Genomic DNA, 19,441 nt, shown 5'->3' on the forward strand with positions numbered 1-19,441 from the left:
AAAGGTTGAGTTTGTCTCATGTTGGGTTGGCTGTCGACAGGAGTGCCCTCTTTTACACAGGAGCCTGCTCGCGGTGAACGATAACGCGGTCCTGAAGACGACCGCCCGGCACTCTTCATCAAACTGTCATGGAACTGTGGCAGCGCGCTTGAACAAACTTCATCAGACTCGCGCTCTACTGGGGTTCTGCGTTTTGGTGTTTTTCATGGGTGCTTCATTCTTTTCACGAATCGTATTGTTGGCCGCGCTGTTGTTCGGCCTGCCGTCCCTGGCGGCTTCGCGTTGTGACGTCGATGTTGCGACCGAACGGGTGGATCTGGCCCAGGTAAGCCTGGCGTACCAGAGCATCGGCCGTGCGTCGGACCCGGCCTTGCTGCTGGTGATGGGCCTGGGCGGGCAGTTGATTCACTGGCCGGACGAGGTGGTGGTCGCCCTGTGCCAGCAGGGGTTCCGGGTGATCCGTTATGACAATCGCGATGTCGGCCTGTCGACCTGGCGACAAGCACCGGCCGAAGCCAACCTGACCTTCGAAGTGCTGCGCTACAAACTCGGATTGCCGGTGTCGTCGCCGTATTCGCTGACCGACATGGCCGATGATGGCCTGGGGCTGATGGACGCCTTGCACATCGATCAATTCCACGTGTTGGGCGCCAGCATGGGCGGGATGATCGCCCAGCACATGGCGGCCATGGCACCGCAACGGATCGAGAGCCTGACCCTGATCATGACCACCTCCGGCGCCGAAGGCTTGCCAGCACCGAGTGCGGCGCTGGTGCAGTTGTTGTCCCGGCGCGGTGCACCGAGCCGCGAAGTGGCCCTGGAGCAACAGGCCGACTTGCTGGCGGCGCTGGGCAGCCCGATGGTCACTGATGATCGCCAGGTGCTGCTGCATCAGGCGGCGCTGTCCTATGACCGGGCGTTCAATCCCGAGGGCGTGAAACGCCAGATCATGGCCATTCTCGCCGAACCGAGCCGGGTGACCCTGCTCAATCAGTTGCGGGTGCCGGCGCTGGTGGTGCATGGCACGGCCGACCCGTTGTTGCCGGTGATGCACGGGGTGCATCTGGCGGCGCATCTGCGAGGCAGCCAATTGATCCTGATTCCGGGCCTGGCCCATCGCTTCCAGGAGGCGTTCAAGGCGCCGTTGCTGGCGGCGGTGTTGCCGTATTTGCGCGAGCACCGTGAGGACACTTCGCACTGGGCGCAGATTGATCCGGCGCTGGCGCCGAATCTTTTGTAACACCCGGGGCCCCTGTAGGAGCTGGCTTGCCAGCGAAGGCGTCCTTAAGGGCGATACATAATTCAAGGGCCCCTTCGCTGGCAAGCCAGCTCCTACATGAATGCTACCGCCGCCTTCAGGACCCTCAATGGCTTAGCCCGTATTTTTTCACTTTGTCGAACAGCGTGGTCTTGGCCATGCCCAGTTCCTGGCTGGCCTGGGTCAGGTTGCCGCCGCTGCGTTGCAAGGCATCGCTGAGCAGGTTGCGCTCGAACGCTTCCACCGCTTCGGCAAAGGCCAGGCCCTGATTGCCACCGCCGGCACCGGTTTTCTTGAACGCCGGCAGGCCCAGGGCAAAGCGCTCGGCAACGTTGCGCAGTTCACGCACGTTGCCCGGCCAGTCGTGGCTCATCAAGTTCGAAACGGTCTGGTTGTCCAGCTCCGGCACCGCGCGGTCGAAGCGCAGGGACGACAGCTGCAAAAAGTGCTCGAACAGTTGCAGGATGTCCTCACGGCGTTCGCGCAGCGGCGGCAATTCCAGGGTCACCACGTTGAGGCGGTAGTACAGGTCGCTGCGGAATTCGCCAGCCTTGCTCGACTCGACGAGGTCGGATTTGGTCGCCGCGATCACCCGGCAATCCACCGCCACGCTCTGGTTCGAACCGAGGCGTTCGAGGGTGCGTTCCTGCAACACCCGCAGCAGTTTGATCTGCAAGGGCAGAGGCATGCTTTCCACTTCGTCGAGGAACAGCGTGCCGCCGTCAGCGTGTTCGATCTTGCCGATCCGCCGTTTGCCCGCGCCGGTAAAGGCGTTGGCTTCGTGGCCGAAGATTTCGCTTTCGAAGAGGTTCTCCGGCAGGCCGCCGCAGTTCAAGGCGACGAACTGCTTGGTGTGCCGTCGGCTGAAATCATGCAGGCAGCGTGCGACCAACTCCTTGCCGGTGCCGGTCTCGCCTTCGATCAGCACATTGGCCGAGGTATCGGCGACGTTGGCAATCAGTTCCCGCAGGTTCTGCATGGCCGGCGAGCGTCCGATGATCCGCCCTTCGAGGGAGTCGCGCTCGGCCAGTTGCCGGCGCAGCGACGACACTTCCCGTGCCAGGCTGCGTTGCTCCAGGGCGCGGCGGGCCACGTCCACCAGGCGCTCCGGAGAGAACGGCTTTTCCATGAAGTCGTAGGCGCCTTTCTGCATCGCGCCGACGGCCATGGAGATGTCGCCGTGCCCGGTGATCAGCACCACCGGCAGGCTGCGGTCGCGGGCCTTGAGCCGGGTCAGCAATTCCAGGCCATCGATACCCGGCAGGCGAATGTCGCTGACGACGATGCCGGCGAAATCGTCGCCGACCCGCTCCAGGGCTTCTTCGGCGCTGCCCACGCCAATGCAGGGAATGTCTTCCAGGGTCAGCGCCTGTTGGCAGCCGAGCAGCACATGGGGGTCGTCTTCGACGATCAATACACTAAGGTCGTTGTTCATATTGGCTCGGCGGGAGTGGGGCTTACCAACGGTAAACTGAGGACGAATGCGGTACCACCGCTGGACGGGTGCTCGACACCCAGGTGACCGCCGGTGGCGGCGGCCAGGCTGGCGGAAAGGGTCAGGCCAAGGCCCAGGCCCTGTTCGCCGGGTTTTGTGGTGAAGAAGGGTTCGAACAGGTGCTTGCGCGCTTCGGCGTCGATGCCATGGCCGTTGTCGCGCACGCGCAGGCGGTATTTACCATCGAACGCTTCGCCTTCGAGCCACAGCTCGGGTTGCGGCTGCGCTTGCATGGCGTCGAGGGCGTTGCCGATGAGGTTGACCAGAATCTGCTCCAGGCGGGTCTGGTCGATCTGCACCTGCACAGCTTCGAAATGGCGGTGCAATTGCAGAGGGGTGTTTTCCACCCGTGCACCGTGCAATTGCAGGGCCGCGTCCACCGCTTTGCCGAGACAGGCCTGGCCCTTGTCGTCACCGCGCCGGGCGAACGAGCGCAGGCTGGCGGTGATGCGGCCCATGCGGTCGATCAGTTCGTTGATGGTCTTGAGGTTGGTGCTGGCCACATCGAGCTGGCCACGTTCGAGGAAGCGCACGGTATTGCCGGACAAGGTGCGCAGCGCCGCCAGCGGCTGGTTCAGTTCGTGGGCGATGCTGGTGGACATCTGGCCGATGGCCGCGAGTTTTCCGGCCTGCACCAGTTCATCCTGGGCACGGCGCAAGGTCTCTTCGGCGAGCCGGCGCTCGCGGATCTGGCCCTTGAGCCGTTCGTTGCTGGCGCGCAGGTCGGTGGTGCGTTCGGTAATCCGACGCTCCAGCTGATTGTTGGCTTCCTGCAAGGCTTCCCGAGCCGCCAGACGTGTGGCGATCACCTTGCGCCGCTCGTTCCAGGCAATCAACAGAAAGGCACAGAGGGCAAACGCCACGGCCACCAGAATCCCCTGATTGATCGCTTCGCGGCGCAGGTCCTGGAGCGGCGTGAGCAGGGTGAAATTCCACGGCGTATCGCCGAGCGGCCGGGTTTGCGCCAGGTAACTGATGTTTTCATCGTCGGACGCCAGTTCGCTGTTGGCCGGGAACGTGAGTTTTTCCACGCCTTCGGACAGAATTTCCCGGGCCAGCGGTTGCAGTTCGTTGAGCGGGAACCAGTAGTACTGCAGGCTGCGGGCGAGTTTTTCCTTGGTTTCTTCGCTCAGCGGCACCACCGATTTCAAACGCCGAGCCGGATCGCTGGAGAGAATGATGATGCCGTTCTCGTCGCTGACGAAGGCTTCCAGGCGTGCCCGCTGCCAGCGTTCTTCCATGGCTTCCAGGCGTACCTTGACCACCGCGACGCCGATGATCTTGCCGTGTTCTTCCAGGCCATGGGCCAGGTAGTAGCCGGGTTCGCCGTTGGTACTGCCGATGCCGTAGAAGCGCCCGGGCTGACCACGCACGGCGTTCTGGAAATAGGCGCGAAAGGACAGGTCTTCACCCAGGTAACTGTCGACATCGCGCCAGTTGCTGGTAGCCATGACGCGGCCGGTGGTGTCCATCACGTAGATGGCCCGACTGCGGCTGCGCCGGTTCAGGCCTTCGAGGTAATCGTTGACCGTTTGCCGGTGTTCCGGGGTCGGGTCGGCCAGCAACTGCGAAACGCTGGTTTCGAGCTCCAGCAGGCTGGGCAGGTAGGTGTATTTGCTGATTTCGCTTTCGACGGCACGGGCGTGCAGTTCCAGCTGTCGCTGGCCGTTCTCGCCAAGGCTGTGAATACCATAGTGCTCACTGACCCAGAAGCCGATATAGCCCAGGCCGATCATCATGGCGATGATCAGCGGTGGCAGGAACAAATGGCGAATCAGACGGGGTTTCACGGCGAGTGATGGCATTGCTGCGCGATAAAGATTGGAGTCGCATTTCATCACAGATGCCTTGGGTCAACCAGCGATTGCCTGCCTACTCCAACTGTAGGAGCGAGCTTGCTCGCGAAGAACTCAAGGACAACGCGTGCATTCAGGATGAACGCGTCATCGTTAACGACCATCGCGAGCAAGCTCGCTCCTACAGGGTAGGGGCGAGCTACGTTGGTATTAGTGCTGCAGAATCTTGTTCAGGAAGTGCTGCGTACGATCCGCACGGGCGTTGATGTCGCCGAAGAACTCCTCTTTCTTGCAGTCTTCGATGATCTTGCCGGCGTCCATGAAGATCACCCGGTCCGCCACTTTACGGGCGAAGCCCATTTCGTGGGTCACGCACATCATGGTCATGCCTTCGTGGGCCAGTTGCACCATCACGTCGAGCACTTCGTTGACCATTTCCGGGTCCAGCGCCGAGGTCGGTTCGTCGAACAGCATGACGATCGGGTCCATCGCCAGCGCACGGGCAATCGCCACACGCTGCTGCTGACCGCCGGAGAGCTGGCCCGGGTGTTTGTGGGCGTGAGCCGACAGGCCGACGCGCTCGAGCAATTGCAGGCCTTTCTTGGTGGCTTCTTCCTTGCTGCGGCCCAGCACCTTGATCTGCGCGATGGTCAGGTTTTCGGTGATGGTCAGGTGCGGGAACAGCTCGAAGTGCTGGAACACCATGCCCACGCGCGAACGCAGTTTCGGCAGGTTGGTCTTCGGGTCGGCGATGGAGGTGCCGTCGACCACGATGTCGCCTTTCTGGAACGGTTCCAGGGCGTTGACGCACTTGATCAGGGTCGATTTGCCGGAACCGGATGGCCCGCACACCACGATCACTTCGCCTTTTTTGACCTCGGTGCTGCAATCAGTCAGTACCTGGAAGTCCCCATACCACTTGTTGATGCTTTTGATAGAGATCATACGGCGAACCTTTTTTGCAGACGCTTGACCAGCCGCGAGGCGGCAAAGCTGATGATGAAGTACACGAGACCGGCGAAAACCAGGAACTCATTGGAGCGGCCAATGATGTCGCCACTGGCGCGCGAAGCATTGAGGAAGTCCACCAGGCCGACGGCGTAGACCAGCGAGGTGTCCTGAAACAGGATGATGCTCTGTTGTAGCAACAGTGGGGTCATCTTGCGGAATGCCTGCGGCAGGATGATCAGGCGCATCATCTGGCCATAAGTCATGCCCAACGCCTGGGCAGCGCCCATCTGGCCCTTGGGAATCGACTGCACACCGGCGCGGACGATTTCGCAGAAGTATGCCGCTTCGAACATCATGAAGGCCACGATGCAGGAGGCGAACGCGCCGATCGGCGTGTCTTCGCCGGTGATCCAGCGCAGCACGAACGGCACCGCCAGGTAGAACCAGGTGATGACCAGCAGCAACGGGATCGAACGGAAATAGTTGACGTAGGCGCCCGCGATGTTCGACAGCACTTTGCTGTGGGACAGACGCATCAATGCCAGGATGGTGCCGAGGATGATCCCGCCGACCACGCCCATGGCCATCAGCTTGAGGGTCATGATCATGCCGTTCCACAGGCCCGGCAGGGACGGGATGATGCCCGAGAAGTCGAATTCCATCATTTACCCCCTACGGAAATCAGGCCCGGCACGGCGACTTTCTTCTCGACCATGCGCATCAGCAGCATCAGGCTCATGTTCAGGGTGAAGTAGATCAGCGTTGCCAGGGTAAAGGCTTCGAACAGGTTGGCAGAGAACTCGGCGGTCTGTTTGGTCTGCGCGAGCAATTCCATCAAGCCGATCAGCGAGGCCACGGAAGTGTTCTTGAAGACGTTCAAGAATTCCGAGGTGAGCGGCGGAATGATGATCCGGTAGGCCTGGGGCAGCAGCACGTTCCAGTAGATCTGCGGCAGCTTGAAACCCATGGCGCGGGCCGCGGATTCCTGGCCTTTTGGCAGGGCCTGGATACCGGTGCGCACCTGTTCGCAAACGCGAGCCGTGGTGAACAGGCCCAGGCACACGACGACGCTGAGGAACGCCGAGGTGGTCGGGTTCAGATCCTGCTTGTACCACTCTTGCAGGTCCGGCGGCAGCAGGTCGGGTACCAGGAAGTACCAGATGAACAGCTGCACCAGCAGCGGCACGTTACGGAAGAGTTCGACGTAGCAGGTGGCGATGCCCGATACGATGCGGTTCGGCACGGTACGCATGACGCCCAGGATCGAGCCCAGTGTCAGGGCAATGATCCAGGCCGCGATGGCGATGCCGATGGTCCAGCCCAAACCGGTCACGTACCAGTCGAAATAGGTCTCGCTGCCCACGCCGGTGGACTTGAAGAACACGCCCCAGTCCCAGTTGTAATTCATTAGGGTCTCCCCTCAGTTCGATCGATGTGCAAGTGCCCGCTTGGGGGAAGCTCCGTTCCCGCCTGTCCTTGAGGGACAGGCACACGCGTCCGGCTCGACAGCCACCGGTTCGAGTGTTTCCAGAAAATGCCAGCAGGAAGTGACCACCTCCTGAAAGGGCATGCGCCCTGTCAGGAGATAAGGTTAGTCAGAAATCAGGATTTCTTGTCGTCAGCCGCTTTATCGGTCGGATTGGCGATCAGGGCCTTGAGCTCGTTGCTCATCGGGAAATTCAGGTTCAGGCCTTTTGGCGGGATTGGCTGCATGAACCATTTTTCGTAGATCTTGTTGATCTCGCCCGATGCGTAGGTGGCCTTGATGGCGTCATCCACAGCCTTTTTGAACGGCTCGTCGCCTTTGCGCACCATGCAACCGTAGATTTCGTAGGACTGCGGAGTACCGGTCACTGCCCAGTCTTTCGCATTCTTGGCCTTGGCTGCTTCACCTGCCAGCAGGGCGTCGTCCATCATGAAAGCCACGGCACGGCCGGTTTCCAGCATCTGGAAGGACTCGCCATGGTCTTTGGCGGAGATGACGTTCATGCCCATCTGCTTGTCGGCGTTCATCGACTTGAGGATGCGCTCGGACGTGGTGCCGGCGGTGGTCACGACGTTTTTGCCGGCCAGGTCAGGGAAATCCTTGTACTTGGAGTCTGCCTTGGACAGCAGGCGAGTACCGATTTCGAAGATGCCAACGGAGAAGTCAACTTGCTGCTGACGCTCGACGTTGTTGGTGGTGGAGCCGCACTCCAGGTCCACGGTGCCGTTCTGCACCAGCGGGATACGGGTTTGCGAAGTCACCAGGTTGTACTTGACCTGGAGGTTGGGCATGTCGAGGTCTTTTTTCAGCGCTTCGACGACTTTCAGCTGGATGTCGTGGGAGTAGCCGACCGGTTTGCCGGAAGCATCCGCGATGTAGGAGAACGGAATGGAAGCGTCACGATGCCCGAGGGTGATGACACCGGACTCTTTGATCTTCTTCAGGGTGCCGGTGAGTTCGGCGGCGAAAACTGGCGTGCTGATCAGAGCGGCAGCAATGGCTGCGCCCAGGATGTGGGGAACGATGCGCATCAAATTTTCCTCGACATTGTTTTTTTTATGGAGCCAGTTCATCGGCCCTTTTGTGCTGCAAATCACCTGAGCGCTACTGAGAGAGGGCGCAAAGGACATTCGTCGAAGAAGTGTAGAGCATGACTCGTGCCAGACCAGTGCCAATAGGTCATGTTATTGATTTATAAGGAAATTAAATATTTATGGCGCGAATATTGAGGCTGGATGATCCGGTTAACCGAACTGACCCGCAGGTCGCGTTCGGAAAACCGAATGGCGGTCGGGTGCTACTTGGTCGTCACGGATATTTGCGCTTGTCCGGGGCTGGCGGGAAGTACTGATACAACCAGGTTTCGCTCAGCGTGCGGTCGTTGGTGCGGATGAACAGGCGCAGCTCGACAGGTTCCACGCTGTCATTGGTCGGGTACCAGTCAAACAGGATGCGGTAGCCCTTGATGTCATCGAGCTTGAGCACGCTGAAATCCTTGACCTCGCCGTTCGAGCAAGTCACCACCGGCTCGATGCCCGCACCTTCAGGCAAGCGGTCCAGGCCGCCGCCGGTGAAGTCCACGGCAAAACGACGGGCCCAGACTGGCGGGTAATGCTCGCCCGGCGCCCAGCCTTCGGTGAATCCGCCCATGCCTGAACGGGTCGCATTGACTCGCGCCAGCGGAGTGCCGACCGGTGGCAGTGCGCTCCAGTAGAGTTTGTAGCCGTAGTTCAACGAGTCCCCCGCAGCCACTGGTTTCTTCGGGGTCCAGAAGGCGACGATGTTGTCCATGGTTTCGCCGGTGGTCGGGATTTCCAGCAGATCGATCGAGCCTTCGCCCCATGGGGTGGTCGGCTCGACCCACAGGCTCGGGCGGCGGCTGTACCAGTCTACGGTGTCCTGATAGCTGGCGAACTCGTGGTCGGTCTGTACCAGGCCGAAACCTTTCGGGTCCTTGTCGGCGAAGGCATTGAATTGCAAGGTCGCCGGGTTATTCAGCGGGCGGCAGATCCACTCGCCGTTGCCGCGCCACATGGCCAGGCGATCGGAGTCGTGGATTTGCGGGTGAATGGTGTCGCACATCCGGCGTTCGTGGGTGCCGCAACTGAACATGCTGGTCATCGGCGCGATGCCCAGTTGGTCGATGGCGGTGCGTGCGTTGACGTAGGCATCGATCTCCATCACCACGCGCTCGGCCTGGCAGTCGATATCGAAGCGGTAGGCACCGGTGGCACTCGGCGAGTCGAGCAGGGCGTAGACCACGAAGCGGGTGCTGTCCTTGTCCGGCGTCTCGAACCAGAACTTGGTGAAGTCGGGGAATTCTTCGCGCTTTTTGGCGTAGGTGTCGATGGCCAGCCCGCGGGCCGACAAACCGTACTGGCCGGTGGCGTCCACCGCACGGAAGTAACTGGCGCCGAGGAAAGACACGACGTCGTGTTTGTCCAGTTCCGGGGCCTTGAACAACTTGAAGCCGGAGAAACCCAAATCGGCCTTGAGCTGTGCGGTGTCGACCGTGGTGTTTTCATAGTTGAACAGCGACGGGCGGAAATGCACCTCACGCGCCTGACGGGTCTTGGGGTCGACGCTGTACATGCGCACCGGCTGCTTGAACCCCATGCCGACGTGGAAAAACTGCACATCCAGCTGACCGTTCAGGTCATTCCACAAAGAGTGCCTGGCGTCGTAGCGGATCGCATTGAAGTTCTGCGGCGTCATGCTCGCCAGGGTCGGCGGCAATTGTTGCTTGGTGTCCTGGTAGCGACGGCTGGCGAGCTGTTTGGCCTGGAGTTTCAGCGCTTCGAAATCGAACGCGGTGGCCTCGCCATCAGCGGTGCCGCCGCTGGCGGCCCAGGCCTGGGCCGCCATCAGGCCCGTGGCGGACAAACCAGTGTAGGCCGCGATGGCCATGGAGGCTTTGAGCAAGTTCCTGCGGTGCATAAATACAACCTGTCGTGAACAATCCCGCGCCGTTCCTGGCACGTGCTGGATCAGAAATATCGGTTCGGACATGCCTTCGGCCAAACGCAACGGACTTTTACACAGATGCCCGATAGCTTAAAGCGTTCGATTGAAGAGCAAAATTGATTGATGGCACTGCGCTGGCCCAGCAATGAAACAAGACATGTCGGGAAACAATTCCGACAGTGGTTTCTGATTTAAAGGGCATTTCTGCTTTTTTCGACTAGTTACTCTAAAAATTGCTTTTCAGCGCCCGGAATATTTCTATTCTGTGCACATGACCGGTTTATGCCCTTCGGACCGGTGCGGTTCAGTGGGCACCCAGCGGCTGCTGAAAAAGGGATAGGGCGATGCGGTTTTTTGCAGTTTCTTTGACGTCTAGAGAAGGACATCGTCCATGTCGAAAGTACAGAACATCACTGAATTGTTGGGAATCTTTCCTTGCCTGGCCACCGGGCGGCGAAGACGCCGGCTCAACAGCGAGGAAATGAAACTGGTGGAACGCTATCGGGAGCTGTCGGAGAGCGACAGGATCGCGATGAGGTATCTGGTGGATGCGATGAGGAGTGTTTCGAGGTTTTGAGCAGGGCTGGTTACCGTGAGAGCCATTTGGCCTTCACGGTGGCCAGGCTGGTTAACCTGCCTGCATCAGCGTCGGCTATGCCAGCGTCTATTGCTTGCTGTCGGACAGATTGCTGGTCGTGCTTATGGAGATACGCCTCTGCAAACGAGCTATCACATGGAATCATTTCGATGAGGGTTCGTTTGACGCTGTGAGTCTTGTTCATGTGGAAATAACTCATTCAGCAGGACAATTAATTGAGAGGACTCAAACCAAAGGGACGGACCGTGAAGTCTGTCCCTTTTTTCAGCTCGATTTATCCCTTCAACGGCAAGTGCCAGCGATTGGGAAGGGTCGCTGCACCTGCATCAACTCAGGCATGTCTCGCCACTTGATCCAGGCGTGATGTTGGTAATGCAGCAAGGGCACGGAGATTCCAGCCCAATTCAAGGAACTCAGGCTTGGCAGGTTTTCCACAGGCTCTGATTTCGCATCACGCAGCGAGGGTATGACTTCGTTGCTCAACCATTGGCGCAGGTTGCGGTTTTCCGGGACGAAATGATGAACCAGCAAGGCGTACATGCCTGATTCGCTGACCATCAGGGTTTCGACTGTTTTGCCGTCCTTGAGCAGCCAGACAGTGCGACGTTGGTCGGGGTCGAGTTTCAGGGTCAGGCGTTCGTTGAGTGGTTTGCCCATCAGACGACCCAGATCCTGTGCGCAGAACCAGGCTTGGTTGTCTTGCATGAAGGCATGGAGGAAGCGGTTGTGGCGGGTGAAGACTTTAGGGATGAAGCAGGAAGGAATTTCAGTCGGATGGGTTGTGTGCTTATGCATTTTTCGACTCCATGTTGAAGAAAGGAGCCGCCAATAATCCTTCGACAGATTTGGGTGGCGGACCGTGGGGCGTTCGAAGTCGGAACATTCTCGATCAACATGGAAGCCGAGAGGCCCGCGCCACACGGCCCGCCATAACGCGAAACTGAAAGGCAAAAAAATGCCCCAGCTCATATGGGGGCGCGGATGCGCCATGTTGATATGTTCCGGCTTCGACTCCGGGCCGCTGATTTGGCAGCGACGGAACAAAGCCTATCGGTCAGGCGCTCGCGGCGCCAAGTCTACTCTGGCGACGCGTGTTGTAGGAATCGAGGGTTTTTCAGGAAGGCTGTATCTGTAGGAATTTTCTGTTTTTGCATCTACCGAGGTGACATAGCGTGCGCCCCTGATTTTTCCTATAACTTTTCCGGGTTCAAGATTGGACTGCAGATTTTTCTGCATTGATCGAGTTTCCAGCTAGTGCTTCTTCTATAAATCGCTTGTGGGAGGCGCGAGTTTTTTCAGAAGAGTCCAGCGAAAAAAACGTTCTTTCTACAAGTCAGGGAAGCAAATGCAGACGATCGTTGTCCGTTATCTCGAAACGGTGATCAATAAAACTACCGGCGGATCCAGCCAAGTCGTTCTGGGAACGGAAATTTACGAAGATATCCGTGAAACACTGATTCCAGGGATGCCGCGCTCCAAGCCGGGGACAGCCCCACACCCGGTTTTCCTGACCAAATGCTTCATCAATGACAGCAATCACCTTTGGCGACTCGAATCGATAAAGTCGACCGCCGCCACGGCTACGCGGCCCGCTGTTTTTTCGGTGCTGATTCAAAGACAGGATGTTTCTAAAGAGATTTTTCTGAATCAGACGCTGAAAAAAGACAAAAGCTTGAAGCTACAGAAACTTCTGGGGCGCCAAGGGAAACTGGTCGAAGTGGACTATGGGTTCGTGCAGCGAAGCGCACGCACAGATGCGTCGAGCAAGTCCAACAAGCGGTACATGGACACGCTGCTTGAGGCCGAGATGCATAAGCGCAGGCTTGCTGTCGTTGTGAAGGTGATATCAAAAAATCTTGTTCAGGTTGCCCCTGTGACATCAAGAGCTATTGCCGTCGAAGACAGGTCAGCCTTCAAGCTGGAACAGGCTACCTTGGACAAAATGCCTCGCTACCAAAACAGCGGAAAAGAAAGCTATGTGCTTTGCAGCATGCTTGAGTGCGTTTCGACCCAACGAATTTTGCCTCCAATCAGCTATTTCGGCGACGGGAGGGATACAGGGAGGAGCGTTAAGTACCCTGTTGCGCTGAGTGTCACCGAGAGCAAGTTGCTGAGGTCAGCGCTGATTCACGCCGTGGGAGCCTCCGGTTATGTTCCGTACAACGATTTACTTCAGGCTCAGCTTAAAGCTCAAAAGCTGCAGGAGGTCGTCGACCAACTCAATACAGAGTTGGACATTCGCAATACCGCATTGAGGCAGCTTGTTGCTGTCCAGAAGCTAGCCAAAAGGTGGGCGGCGGAAATGGGGCTTGAGTATGAGGATGAGCTCGAATTTCAACGAAATCTGGATGCTGAAAATGAAGTCGCGGCCACTGTTTTTTAACAAGCAAAACGAATTGACACCGCCTTCATCGGTTAATACCATTGGCTCACATGGTCTGGCAAAGAGAGCAGAACTCTACCCAGGCGACAGGGTTAATACCCTCTTCTGTGAAAGTAAAACCGCCTTTAGGGGCGGTTTTTTTATGTCTGTTCAAATGCTCAATATGTTTTAGCAACCTCAATCCTGCCCGCATCGCTGCGGGCAGCGCGTCCGATCAAAGAACTATTACCGACCAACCTTCCACGCATCCCCCGCAGGCGCCTTCCCGTGGTCATACGGCTTGGCGATCCACATGTAGAGCAGGCCCAGACCAATCACGATGGCGGTACTCAGCACCATCGCGTAATTGATGTACCAGGCGGCGTCCGGCGTACGTGGCCAGGCCATGTTGATGATGGCGCCGACGCCGTAGACCAGCGCGCCGATGTTCACCGCCCAGCCCCAGGCGCCGAGGGTGAATTTGCCGCTCGGTTTCCAGCCCTTCATGCGGGCGTACAGGGCCGCGAGCACGATCATCTGAAACGCCAGGTAGATGCCAATGGCCGCGAAGCTGACGATGGTGGCCACCGCGTCTTGCAGGAAGAAGCCGAGGATGATGATCAGTGCCGGCAGGACGCCGGACACGAACAGTGCGGCAACGGGTACCTGAGTCGTAGGGGAAATCTTTTTCAGCAGTCGGCTGCCGATGACCATTTCATCACGGGCGTAGGAATACAGCAGACGACTGGCTGCCGCTTGCAGGCTGATCACGCAGGAGATGAAGGAAATCATCACCACGCCCATCACCACTTTCGAACCCACCGGGCCGAATGCGTTGTTGAGGATGGTGGTGACCGGGTCCTTGTCGGTACCGTTGATCACGGCCTGCATGTCCGGCACGGCCAGGATCAGCGCCAGGCAGGCGAACATCGCCGCGATGCCGCCGATGTAGATGGTCATGCGCATGGCCACCGGGATCTGCTTGCTCGGGTTCGGGGTTTCTTCGGCCACGTCGCCGCAGGCCTCGAAGCCGTAGTACAGGAACATCCCCGCCAGCGAAGCGGTGAGGAACGCCGGCAGGTACGAGCCGTCGACACTGATATCAAAGGTGTTGAACAGCACGCTGATCGGTTGATGACGTTCGAAAATCAGCAGGTAAACGCCAACGATGACTGCGCCGACCAGCTCGCAGAGGAAGCCGAACATGGCGATCCGTGCCAGCACTTTGGTGCCGCTGAGGTTGACCAGGGTGGCGAACAGCGTCAGGAACAGGGCGATGATGATGTTGGTGTTGTTGCTCGGTTCAAAGCCCATCATGGCGGCGAGGTACGGACCGGCACCCACCGCCACGGCAGCGATGGTCACGCACAGGGCGATGGAGTAGATCCAGCCGACCATCCACGCCCAGCGCTTGCCCACCAGACGACGGGCCCATGGGTACACGCCGCCGGAAATCGGGAACTGCGAAACCACTTCGCCGAAGATCAGGCACACCAGCAACTGGCCGCAACCGACCAGCAAGTAAGCCCAGAACATCGGTGGCCCGCCCGCGGCCAGGCACAGGCCGAACAGGGTATAGACCCCGACGACCGGGGACAGGTAGGTGAAGCCCAGGGCGAAGTTTTCCCACAGGCTCATGCTGCGATTGAAGTTGGAGGTGTAACCCAGTTTGCGTAGTTGCTCGGCATCGCTGTCGGCAAGGGCTGCAGAGAGTTCGGGTAATGCACTCATGTGTGTTTGCTCCGGAAAATCGGCAGATTTCGGATGTCCGAAACCGTGACGGGGCCTTGAGGGCACCGCCCGGTTCGGTGGTTATTGTTTTGTCTTCTTTGGGGTGGAGCCTGGTGGTGTTGGTGCCGGTTTCTTCCTTGAGTGTTGTGGTGACGCCATCGCGAGCAGGCTCGCTCCTACAGGGGAATGCGATCAACTGTAGGAGCGAGCCTGCTCGCGATGCTTTTCTTAATGCTTGAACATCACATGCCGTACGACGGTGTAGTCCTCCAGCCCGTACATGGACATGTCCTTGCCATAGCCGGACAGTTTCTGACCGCCGTGGGGCATTTCGCTGACCAGCATGAAGTGCGTGTTGACCCAGGTGCAGCCGTACTGCAAGCGGGCCGACAGGCGATGGGCGCGGCCGACGTCGGCGGTCCACACGGAAGAGGCGAGGCCGTAGTCCGAATCGTTGGCCCAGCCCAGCACCTGTGCTTCATCGCTGAATCTGGTCACCGACACCACTGGCCCGAACACTTCGCGACGCACGATTTCGTCGTCCTGTTGTGCATCGGCCAGCACGGTCGGTTCGAAGAAGTAACCGTCGCCTTCGACAGCTTTACCACCAGTGATCAAACGAATGTGTGGCTGGGCGATGGCGCGCTCGACGAAACCGGTCACGCGGTCGCGGTGTTGCGCGGTGATCAGCGGGCCGAGTTCGGTCGACGGATCGTCCTGCAAGCCATACTTGATGCTGCTGACTGCCGCGCCGAGTTTCTCCACGAACTTGTCGTAGATGCCTGCCTGGGCATAGATGCGGCAGGCGGCGGTGCAGTCTTGCCCTGCGTTGTAGAAACCGAAGGTACGGATGCCTTCGACGGCGGCGTCGATATCGGCATCGTCGAAGATGATCACCGGGGCCTTGCCGCCCAGTTCCATGTGCATGCGTTTGACGCTGTCGGCGGTGCTGGAAATGATGTTCGAGCCGGTGGCGATCGAACCGGTCAGCGACACCATGCGCACTTTCGGGTGGGTCACCAGCGGGCTGCCAACGGTAGGACCACGGCCAAATACCAGGTTGAGCACGCCGGCCGGGAAGATATCCGACGCCAGTTCGGCCAGGCGCAGGGCCGTCAGTGGAGTCTGTTCCGACGGCTTGAGCACCACGGTATTGCCGGCGGCCAGGGCCGGGGCGATTTTCCAGGCGACCATCATCAGCGGGTAGTTCCACGGCGCGATGGAGGCGATCACGCCCACCGGGTCGCGGCGGATCATCGAGGTGTGACCCGGCAGGTACTCGCCACCGGCCGATCCGCTCATGCAGCGGCTGGCACCGGCGAAGAAACGGAACACGTCGGCAATTGCCGGGATCTCGTCGTTCAGCGCGGCGCTGTAGGGCTTGCCGCAGTTGTCCGATTCCAGTTTGGCCAGCTCTTCGCCATGGGCCTCGATGGCATCGGCGAGTTTGAGCAGCAGCAGCGAACGCGCTTTCGGCGGGGTTTGCGACCAGCTGTCGAACGCGGCGTCGGCAGCGCGTACGGCGGCATCGACCTGGGCTTCGCTGGCTTCGTTGATTTCCACCAGCACGCGCCCCAGCGCCGGGTTGAACACCGGTTGGGCGGGGCCTTCGCCGTCGAGCAGTTGGCCGTTGATCAGTAATTTGGTTTGCATGTTCATGTCCTCTTTGGCGCTTTTATTGTTCTGTAGAAACCGGATCACTGTAGGAGCGAGCTTGCTCGCGAAGAACGTCAGAGCGCCGCGCTTATCCAGGCTGCCCTCGTCATCGTTAACGTTTTTCTCGAGCAGGCTCGCTCCTACAGGAGATGTTGGTTGTCAGTTACTTACCGCCACTGCCCGCAACGCTCTCACCACCCCGCGTCAGGTAATAGGCACCAAGAATCGGCAGCATGGTCACGATCATCACCAGCATCGCCACGACGTTGGTTACCGGCACGTCCCGTGGGCGGCTGAGCTGGTTGAGCAGCCACAACGGCAGGGTGCGTTCATGGCCGGCGGTGAAGGTGGTGACGATGATTTCGTCGAACGACAGGGCAAATGCCAGCATGCCGCCGGCCAGTAACGCCGAGCCGAGGTTCGGCAGGATGATGTAGCGGAAGGTCTGCCAGCCGTCGGCGCCAAGGTCCATCGAGGCTTCGATCAAGCTGTGGGAGGTACGACGCAAGCGGGCGATGACGTTGTTGTAGACGATCACCACACAGAAGGTCGCGTGGCCGACGATGATGGTGAACATCCCCGGTTCGATTCCCAGCGTCTTGAAGGTCGCCAGCAGCGCGATCCCGGTGATGATCCCCGGCAGGGCAATCGGCAGTATCAGCATCAGCGAGATGCCTTGCTTGCCGAAGAAATCCCGGCGGTACAGCGCGGCCGAGGCCAATGTGCCGAGGACCATGGCGATCAGAGTGGCAATCGAGGCGATCTGCAACGACAGCTTGATCGCTTCCAGCACGTCCGGCCGCGAGAACGCCACGCCGATCCACTTCCAGGTGAAACCCTTGGGCGGAAAGCTGAACGCCGCGTCTTCGGTGTTGAAGGCGTACAGGAAGATGATCAGGATCGGGAAGTGCAGGAACAGCAACCCGCCCCATGCGGCAATGCGCAGGCCGAGAGAGGCTTTGTCCCCCTGCTTTTCTGAATTAGAGTGCATCGAAGGCCCCCAGTCGTTTGACGATGGACAGGTAGATGGCGATCAGCACGATCGGCACCAGGGTGAAGGCGGCGGCCATCGGCATGTTGCCGATCGCGCCTTGCTGGGCATACACCATGCTGCCGACGAAGTAGCCGGGCGGGCCCACCAGTTGCGGCACGATGAAGTCGCCCAGGGTCAGCGAGAAGGTGAAGATGGAACCTGCGGCAATGCCCGGGATCGACAGCGGCAGGATCACTTGCATGAAGGTCTGGCTTGGCCTGGCGCCCAGGTCGGCGGAGGCTTGCAGCAGCGACGGCGGCAGGCGCTCCAGCGAGGCCTGGATCGGCAGGATCATGAACGGCAGCCAGATGTAGACGAACACCATGAAGCGCCCCAGGTGCGAGGTCGACAAGGTACTGCCGCCAACCCCCGGAATACCCAGCACGAACTGCAGGACCGGTTCCAGCCCCAGGTGCTGCACGAACCACTGCGCCACGCCACCCTTGGCCAGCAGCAGCGTCCAGGCGTAGGCCTTGACGATGTAACTGGCCCACATCGGCATCATCACCGCGATGTAGAAAAACGCCTTGGTCTTGCCCGTGGTGTAGCGCGCCATGTAGTAGGCAATCGGGAACGCGACGATGGCGCTGGCCATCGACACGACGACGGCCATGCCCAGAGTGCGCAGGATGATGTCGAAGTTCGATGGCTGGAACAGCGCGGTGAAGTTGGCCAGGGTCAGGTCGGGGGTAACCGCCATGGTGAAGTCATCGAAGGTGTAGAAACCCTGCCACAGCAGCACCAGCAATGAGCCCAGGTAGATCGCGCCGAACCACAGCAGCGGTGGCACCAGCAGCATCGACAGGTACAGGTTTGGCCGGCGATACAGCAGGCTTGAGAACCGGCGCAACGGCGAGCTGCCCGACCGGGTTTGGGAGATAGCCAGGGTGTTCATCTCACACCCCGCCCGCAACGGTGTCGTGCAATGTGATCATGGCTTCACGCGCCCAACGAGCACTGATGCGCTGGCCGGTCTGGTGTTGTGCGCTGGTGTCCAGCCATTGGTTGTTGGCCTTGCTGATGTTCAGGGTCTGGCCGTTTTCCAGTTTCAGTTCGTAGCGGGTGGCACTGCCCTGGTACTGGATATCGTGGAGCAAGCCAGTGACTTCGATTTCGTGGCTGGCCAGCGGGCCTTCGGCGAAACGCACATGCTCCGGGCGAATCGAAAACGGCTGCGGGTTGCCACTCAACTGCCTGGCCAGGTCGCCGCGAATCACGTTGGAGGTGCCAACGAATTCCGCCACGAAGGTGGTGACCGGTTTCATGTACAGGTTGCGCGGGCTGTCGACTTGTTCGATGCGGCCTTTGTTGAACACGGCCACGCGGTCGGACATCGACAGTGCTTCGGTCTGGTCGTGGGTGACGAAAATGAACGTGATGCCGAGCTGGCGTTGCAGCTTCTTCAGCTCGCCCTGCATTTGCTCGCGCAGTTTCAGGTCGAGGGCACCGAGGGGTTCGTCGAGCAGCAGCACCCGTGGACGGTTGACCAGGGCGCGGGCCAGGGCCACACGCTGGCGCTGGCCACCGGAGAGCTGCACCGGCTTGCGGTCGCCGTAGCCGCCGAGGGCGACCATCTCCAGGGATTCTTCGGCGCGCCTGAGGCGCTCGGCCTTGCCGATGCCTTTGACTTTCAAGCCGTAGGCGACGTTGTCGCGCACGTTCATGTGCGGGAACAGCGCGTAATCCTGGAACACGGTGTTCACGTCGCGCTGGTACGGCGGCAGGCCGGCGGCCTCTTCGCCATGAATGCGGATGGAACCTGCGCTCGGTTGTTCAAAACCGGCGATCAGGCGCAAACAGGTGGTCTTGCCCGAGCCGGAAGGCCCCAGCATGGAGAAGAACTCGCCGTCCTGGATGTCGATGGAAACCCGGTCTACGGCTTTCACTTCGCCGAACTGACGGGAGACGTTGGTGAACTGGACTGCAAGCGTCATGGTGCGGTGCTCCAAAAAGGCGACGGCCGTCGCAGCGGCCCTGCCTGGACTTCTGAAAAACGGGGATTCTGTTGTAGGAGCGAGCTTGCTCGCGAAAAACGCCTGGTCGACACGTTCATTCAGGATGCCCGCGTGATCGTTAACGACCTTCGCGAGCAAGCTCGCTCCTACAGGGAG

Annotated in this window: 16 protein-coding genes; 3 read left to right on the forward strand and 13 right to left on the reverse strand. The window is 59.6% G+C overall.

What is annotated here, in order from left to right:
- The first annotated feature begins 205 nt into the window (after positions 1–205).
- The gene (locus KGA83_RS25625) at positions 206–1,240 is read left to right on the forward strand and encodes an alpha/beta fold hydrolase (protein ID WP_108216592.1); all 1,035 of its coding nucleotides are present in this window, start codon (positions 206–208) and stop codon (positions 1,238–1,240) included.
- A gap of 124 nt (positions 1,241–1,364) precedes the next feature.
- Here KGA83_RS25625 and KGA83_RS25630 read toward each other — a convergent pair whose 3' ends face one another.
- The 7 genes from KGA83_RS25630 to KGA83_RS25660 all read right to left on the reverse strand — a co-directional run bounded on the left by KGA83_RS25630 (position 1,365) and on the right by KGA83_RS25660 (position 9,923).
- Positions 1,365–2,693 carry a sigma-54-dependent transcriptional regulator gene (locus tag KGA83_RS25630; RefSeq protein WP_108216593.1) on the reverse strand — a complete coding sequence of 443 codons (1,329 nt, stop codon included), beginning with the start codon at positions 2,691–2,693 and terminating at the stop codon, positions 1,365–1,367.
- On the reverse strand, positions 2,690–4,591 hold the full coding sequence (locus tag KGA83_RS25635) for a sensor histidine kinase (RefSeq protein WP_108216594.1): 1,902 nt from the start codon (positions 4,589–4,591) through the stop codon (positions 2,690–2,692). Before KGA83_RS25635 ends, KGA83_RS25630 begins: the two co-directional genes overlap by 4 nt.
- Positions 4,592–4,759: 168 nt before the next feature.
- Positions 4,760–5,494 (reverse strand): amino acid ABC transporter ATP-binding protein, encoded by a 735-nt coding sequence (locus tag KGA83_RS25640; RefSeq protein ID WP_007985725.1) that lies wholly within the window; start codon positions 5,492–5,494, stop codon positions 4,760–4,762.
- Positions 5,491–6,162 (reverse strand): amino acid ABC transporter permease, encoded by a 672-nt coding sequence (locus tag KGA83_RS25645; protein ID WP_108216595.1) that lies wholly within the window; start codon positions 6,160–6,162, stop codon positions 5,491–5,493. The genes KGA83_RS25640 and KGA83_RS25645 overlap by 4 nt, the downstream gene beginning before the upstream one ends.
- Positions 6,162–6,908 carry an amino acid ABC transporter permease gene (locus KGA83_RS25650; RefSeq protein ID WP_223458269.1) on the reverse strand — a complete coding sequence of 249 codons (747 nt, stop codon included), beginning with the start codon at positions 6,906–6,908 and terminating at the stop codon, positions 6,162–6,164. The genes KGA83_RS25645 and KGA83_RS25650 overlap by 1 nt, the downstream gene beginning before the upstream one ends.
- A 194-nt stretch (positions 6,909–7,102) precedes the next feature.
- Entirely contained in the window at positions 7,103–8,017 is a 915-nt protein-coding gene (locus KGA83_RS25655) for a glutamate/aspartate ABC transporter substrate-binding protein (RefSeq protein ID WP_008021031.1), read from the reverse strand.
- 277 nt (positions 8,018–8,294) lie between these two features.
- The gene (locus KGA83_RS25660; RefSeq protein WP_108216597.1) at positions 8,295–9,923 is read right to left on the reverse strand and encodes a glucan biosynthesis protein D; all 1,629 of its coding nucleotides are present in this window, start codon (positions 9,921–9,923) and stop codon (positions 8,295–8,297) included.
- Positions 9,924–10,341: 418 nt separating this feature from the next.
- Between KGA83_RS25660 and KGA83_RS25665 the strand changes: the two genes are divergently transcribed.
- On the forward strand, positions 10,342–10,527 hold the full coding sequence (locus tag KGA83_RS25665) for a hypothetical protein (protein WP_108216598.1): 186 nt from the start codon (positions 10,342–10,344) through the stop codon (positions 10,525–10,527).
- Positions 10,528–10,830: 303 nt separating this feature from the next.
- Here the strand turns inward: KGA83_RS25665 and KGA83_RS25670 are convergent, their stop codons facing one another.
- Positions 10,831–11,343, reverse strand: a complete 513-nt coding sequence (locus KGA83_RS25670) for a Bro-N domain-containing protein (protein WP_108216600.1) — start codon at positions 11,341–11,343, stop codon at positions 10,831–10,833.
- Between the two features lie 550 nt (positions 11,344–11,893).
- Between KGA83_RS25670 and KGA83_RS25675 the strand changes: the two genes are divergently transcribed.
- The gene (locus KGA83_RS25675) at positions 11,894–12,931 is read left to right on the forward strand and encodes a type II toxin-antitoxin system PemK/MazF family toxin (protein WP_108216601.1); all 1,038 of its coding nucleotides are present in this window, start codon (positions 11,894–11,896) and stop codon (positions 12,929–12,931) included.
- A gap of 225 nt (positions 12,932–13,156) precedes the next feature.
- Here KGA83_RS25675 and KGA83_RS25680 read toward each other — a convergent pair whose 3' ends face one another.
- The 5 genes from KGA83_RS25680 to KGA83_RS25700 all read right to left on the reverse strand — a co-directional run bounded on the left by KGA83_RS25680 (position 13,157) and on the right by KGA83_RS25700 (position 19,264).
- Positions 13,157–14,641: an APC family permease gene (locus KGA83_RS25680; RefSeq protein ID WP_108216602.1), complete on the reverse strand. Its 1,485-nt coding sequence runs from the start codon at positions 14,639–14,641 to the stop codon at positions 13,157–13,159.
- A 228-nt stretch (positions 14,642–14,869) separates the two neighbouring features.
- Entirely contained in the window at positions 14,870–16,294 is a 1,425-nt protein-coding gene (locus KGA83_RS25685) for a gamma-aminobutyraldehyde dehydrogenase (protein ID WP_108216603.1), read from the reverse strand.
- 166 nt (positions 16,295–16,460) lie between these two features.
- Positions 16,461–17,288 carry an ABC transporter permease gene (locus tag KGA83_RS25690; protein ID WP_108216604.1) on the reverse strand — a complete coding sequence of 276 codons (828 nt, stop codon included), beginning with the start codon at positions 17,286–17,288 and terminating at the stop codon, positions 16,461–16,463.
- The gene (locus KGA83_RS25695; protein WP_108216605.1) at positions 17,278–18,225 is read right to left on the reverse strand and encodes an ABC transporter permease; all 948 of its coding nucleotides are present in this window, start codon (positions 18,223–18,225) and stop codon (positions 17,278–17,280) included. Before KGA83_RS25695 ends, KGA83_RS25690 begins: the two co-directional genes overlap by 11 nt.
- A 1-nt stretch (position 18,226) precedes the next feature.
- The gene (locus KGA83_RS25700; RefSeq protein ID WP_108216606.1) at positions 18,227–19,264 is read right to left on the reverse strand and encodes an ABC transporter ATP-binding protein; all 1,038 of its coding nucleotides are present in this window, start codon (positions 19,262–19,264) and stop codon (positions 18,227–18,229) included.
- Positions 19,265–19,441: the final 177 nt, after the last annotated feature.

The sequence above is a fragment of the Pseudomonas sp. GL-R-19 genome (genome assembly GCF_019956375.1).
Classification (GTDB): Bacteria; Pseudomonadota; Gammaproteobacteria; order Pseudomonadales; family Pseudomonadaceae; genus Aquipseudomonas.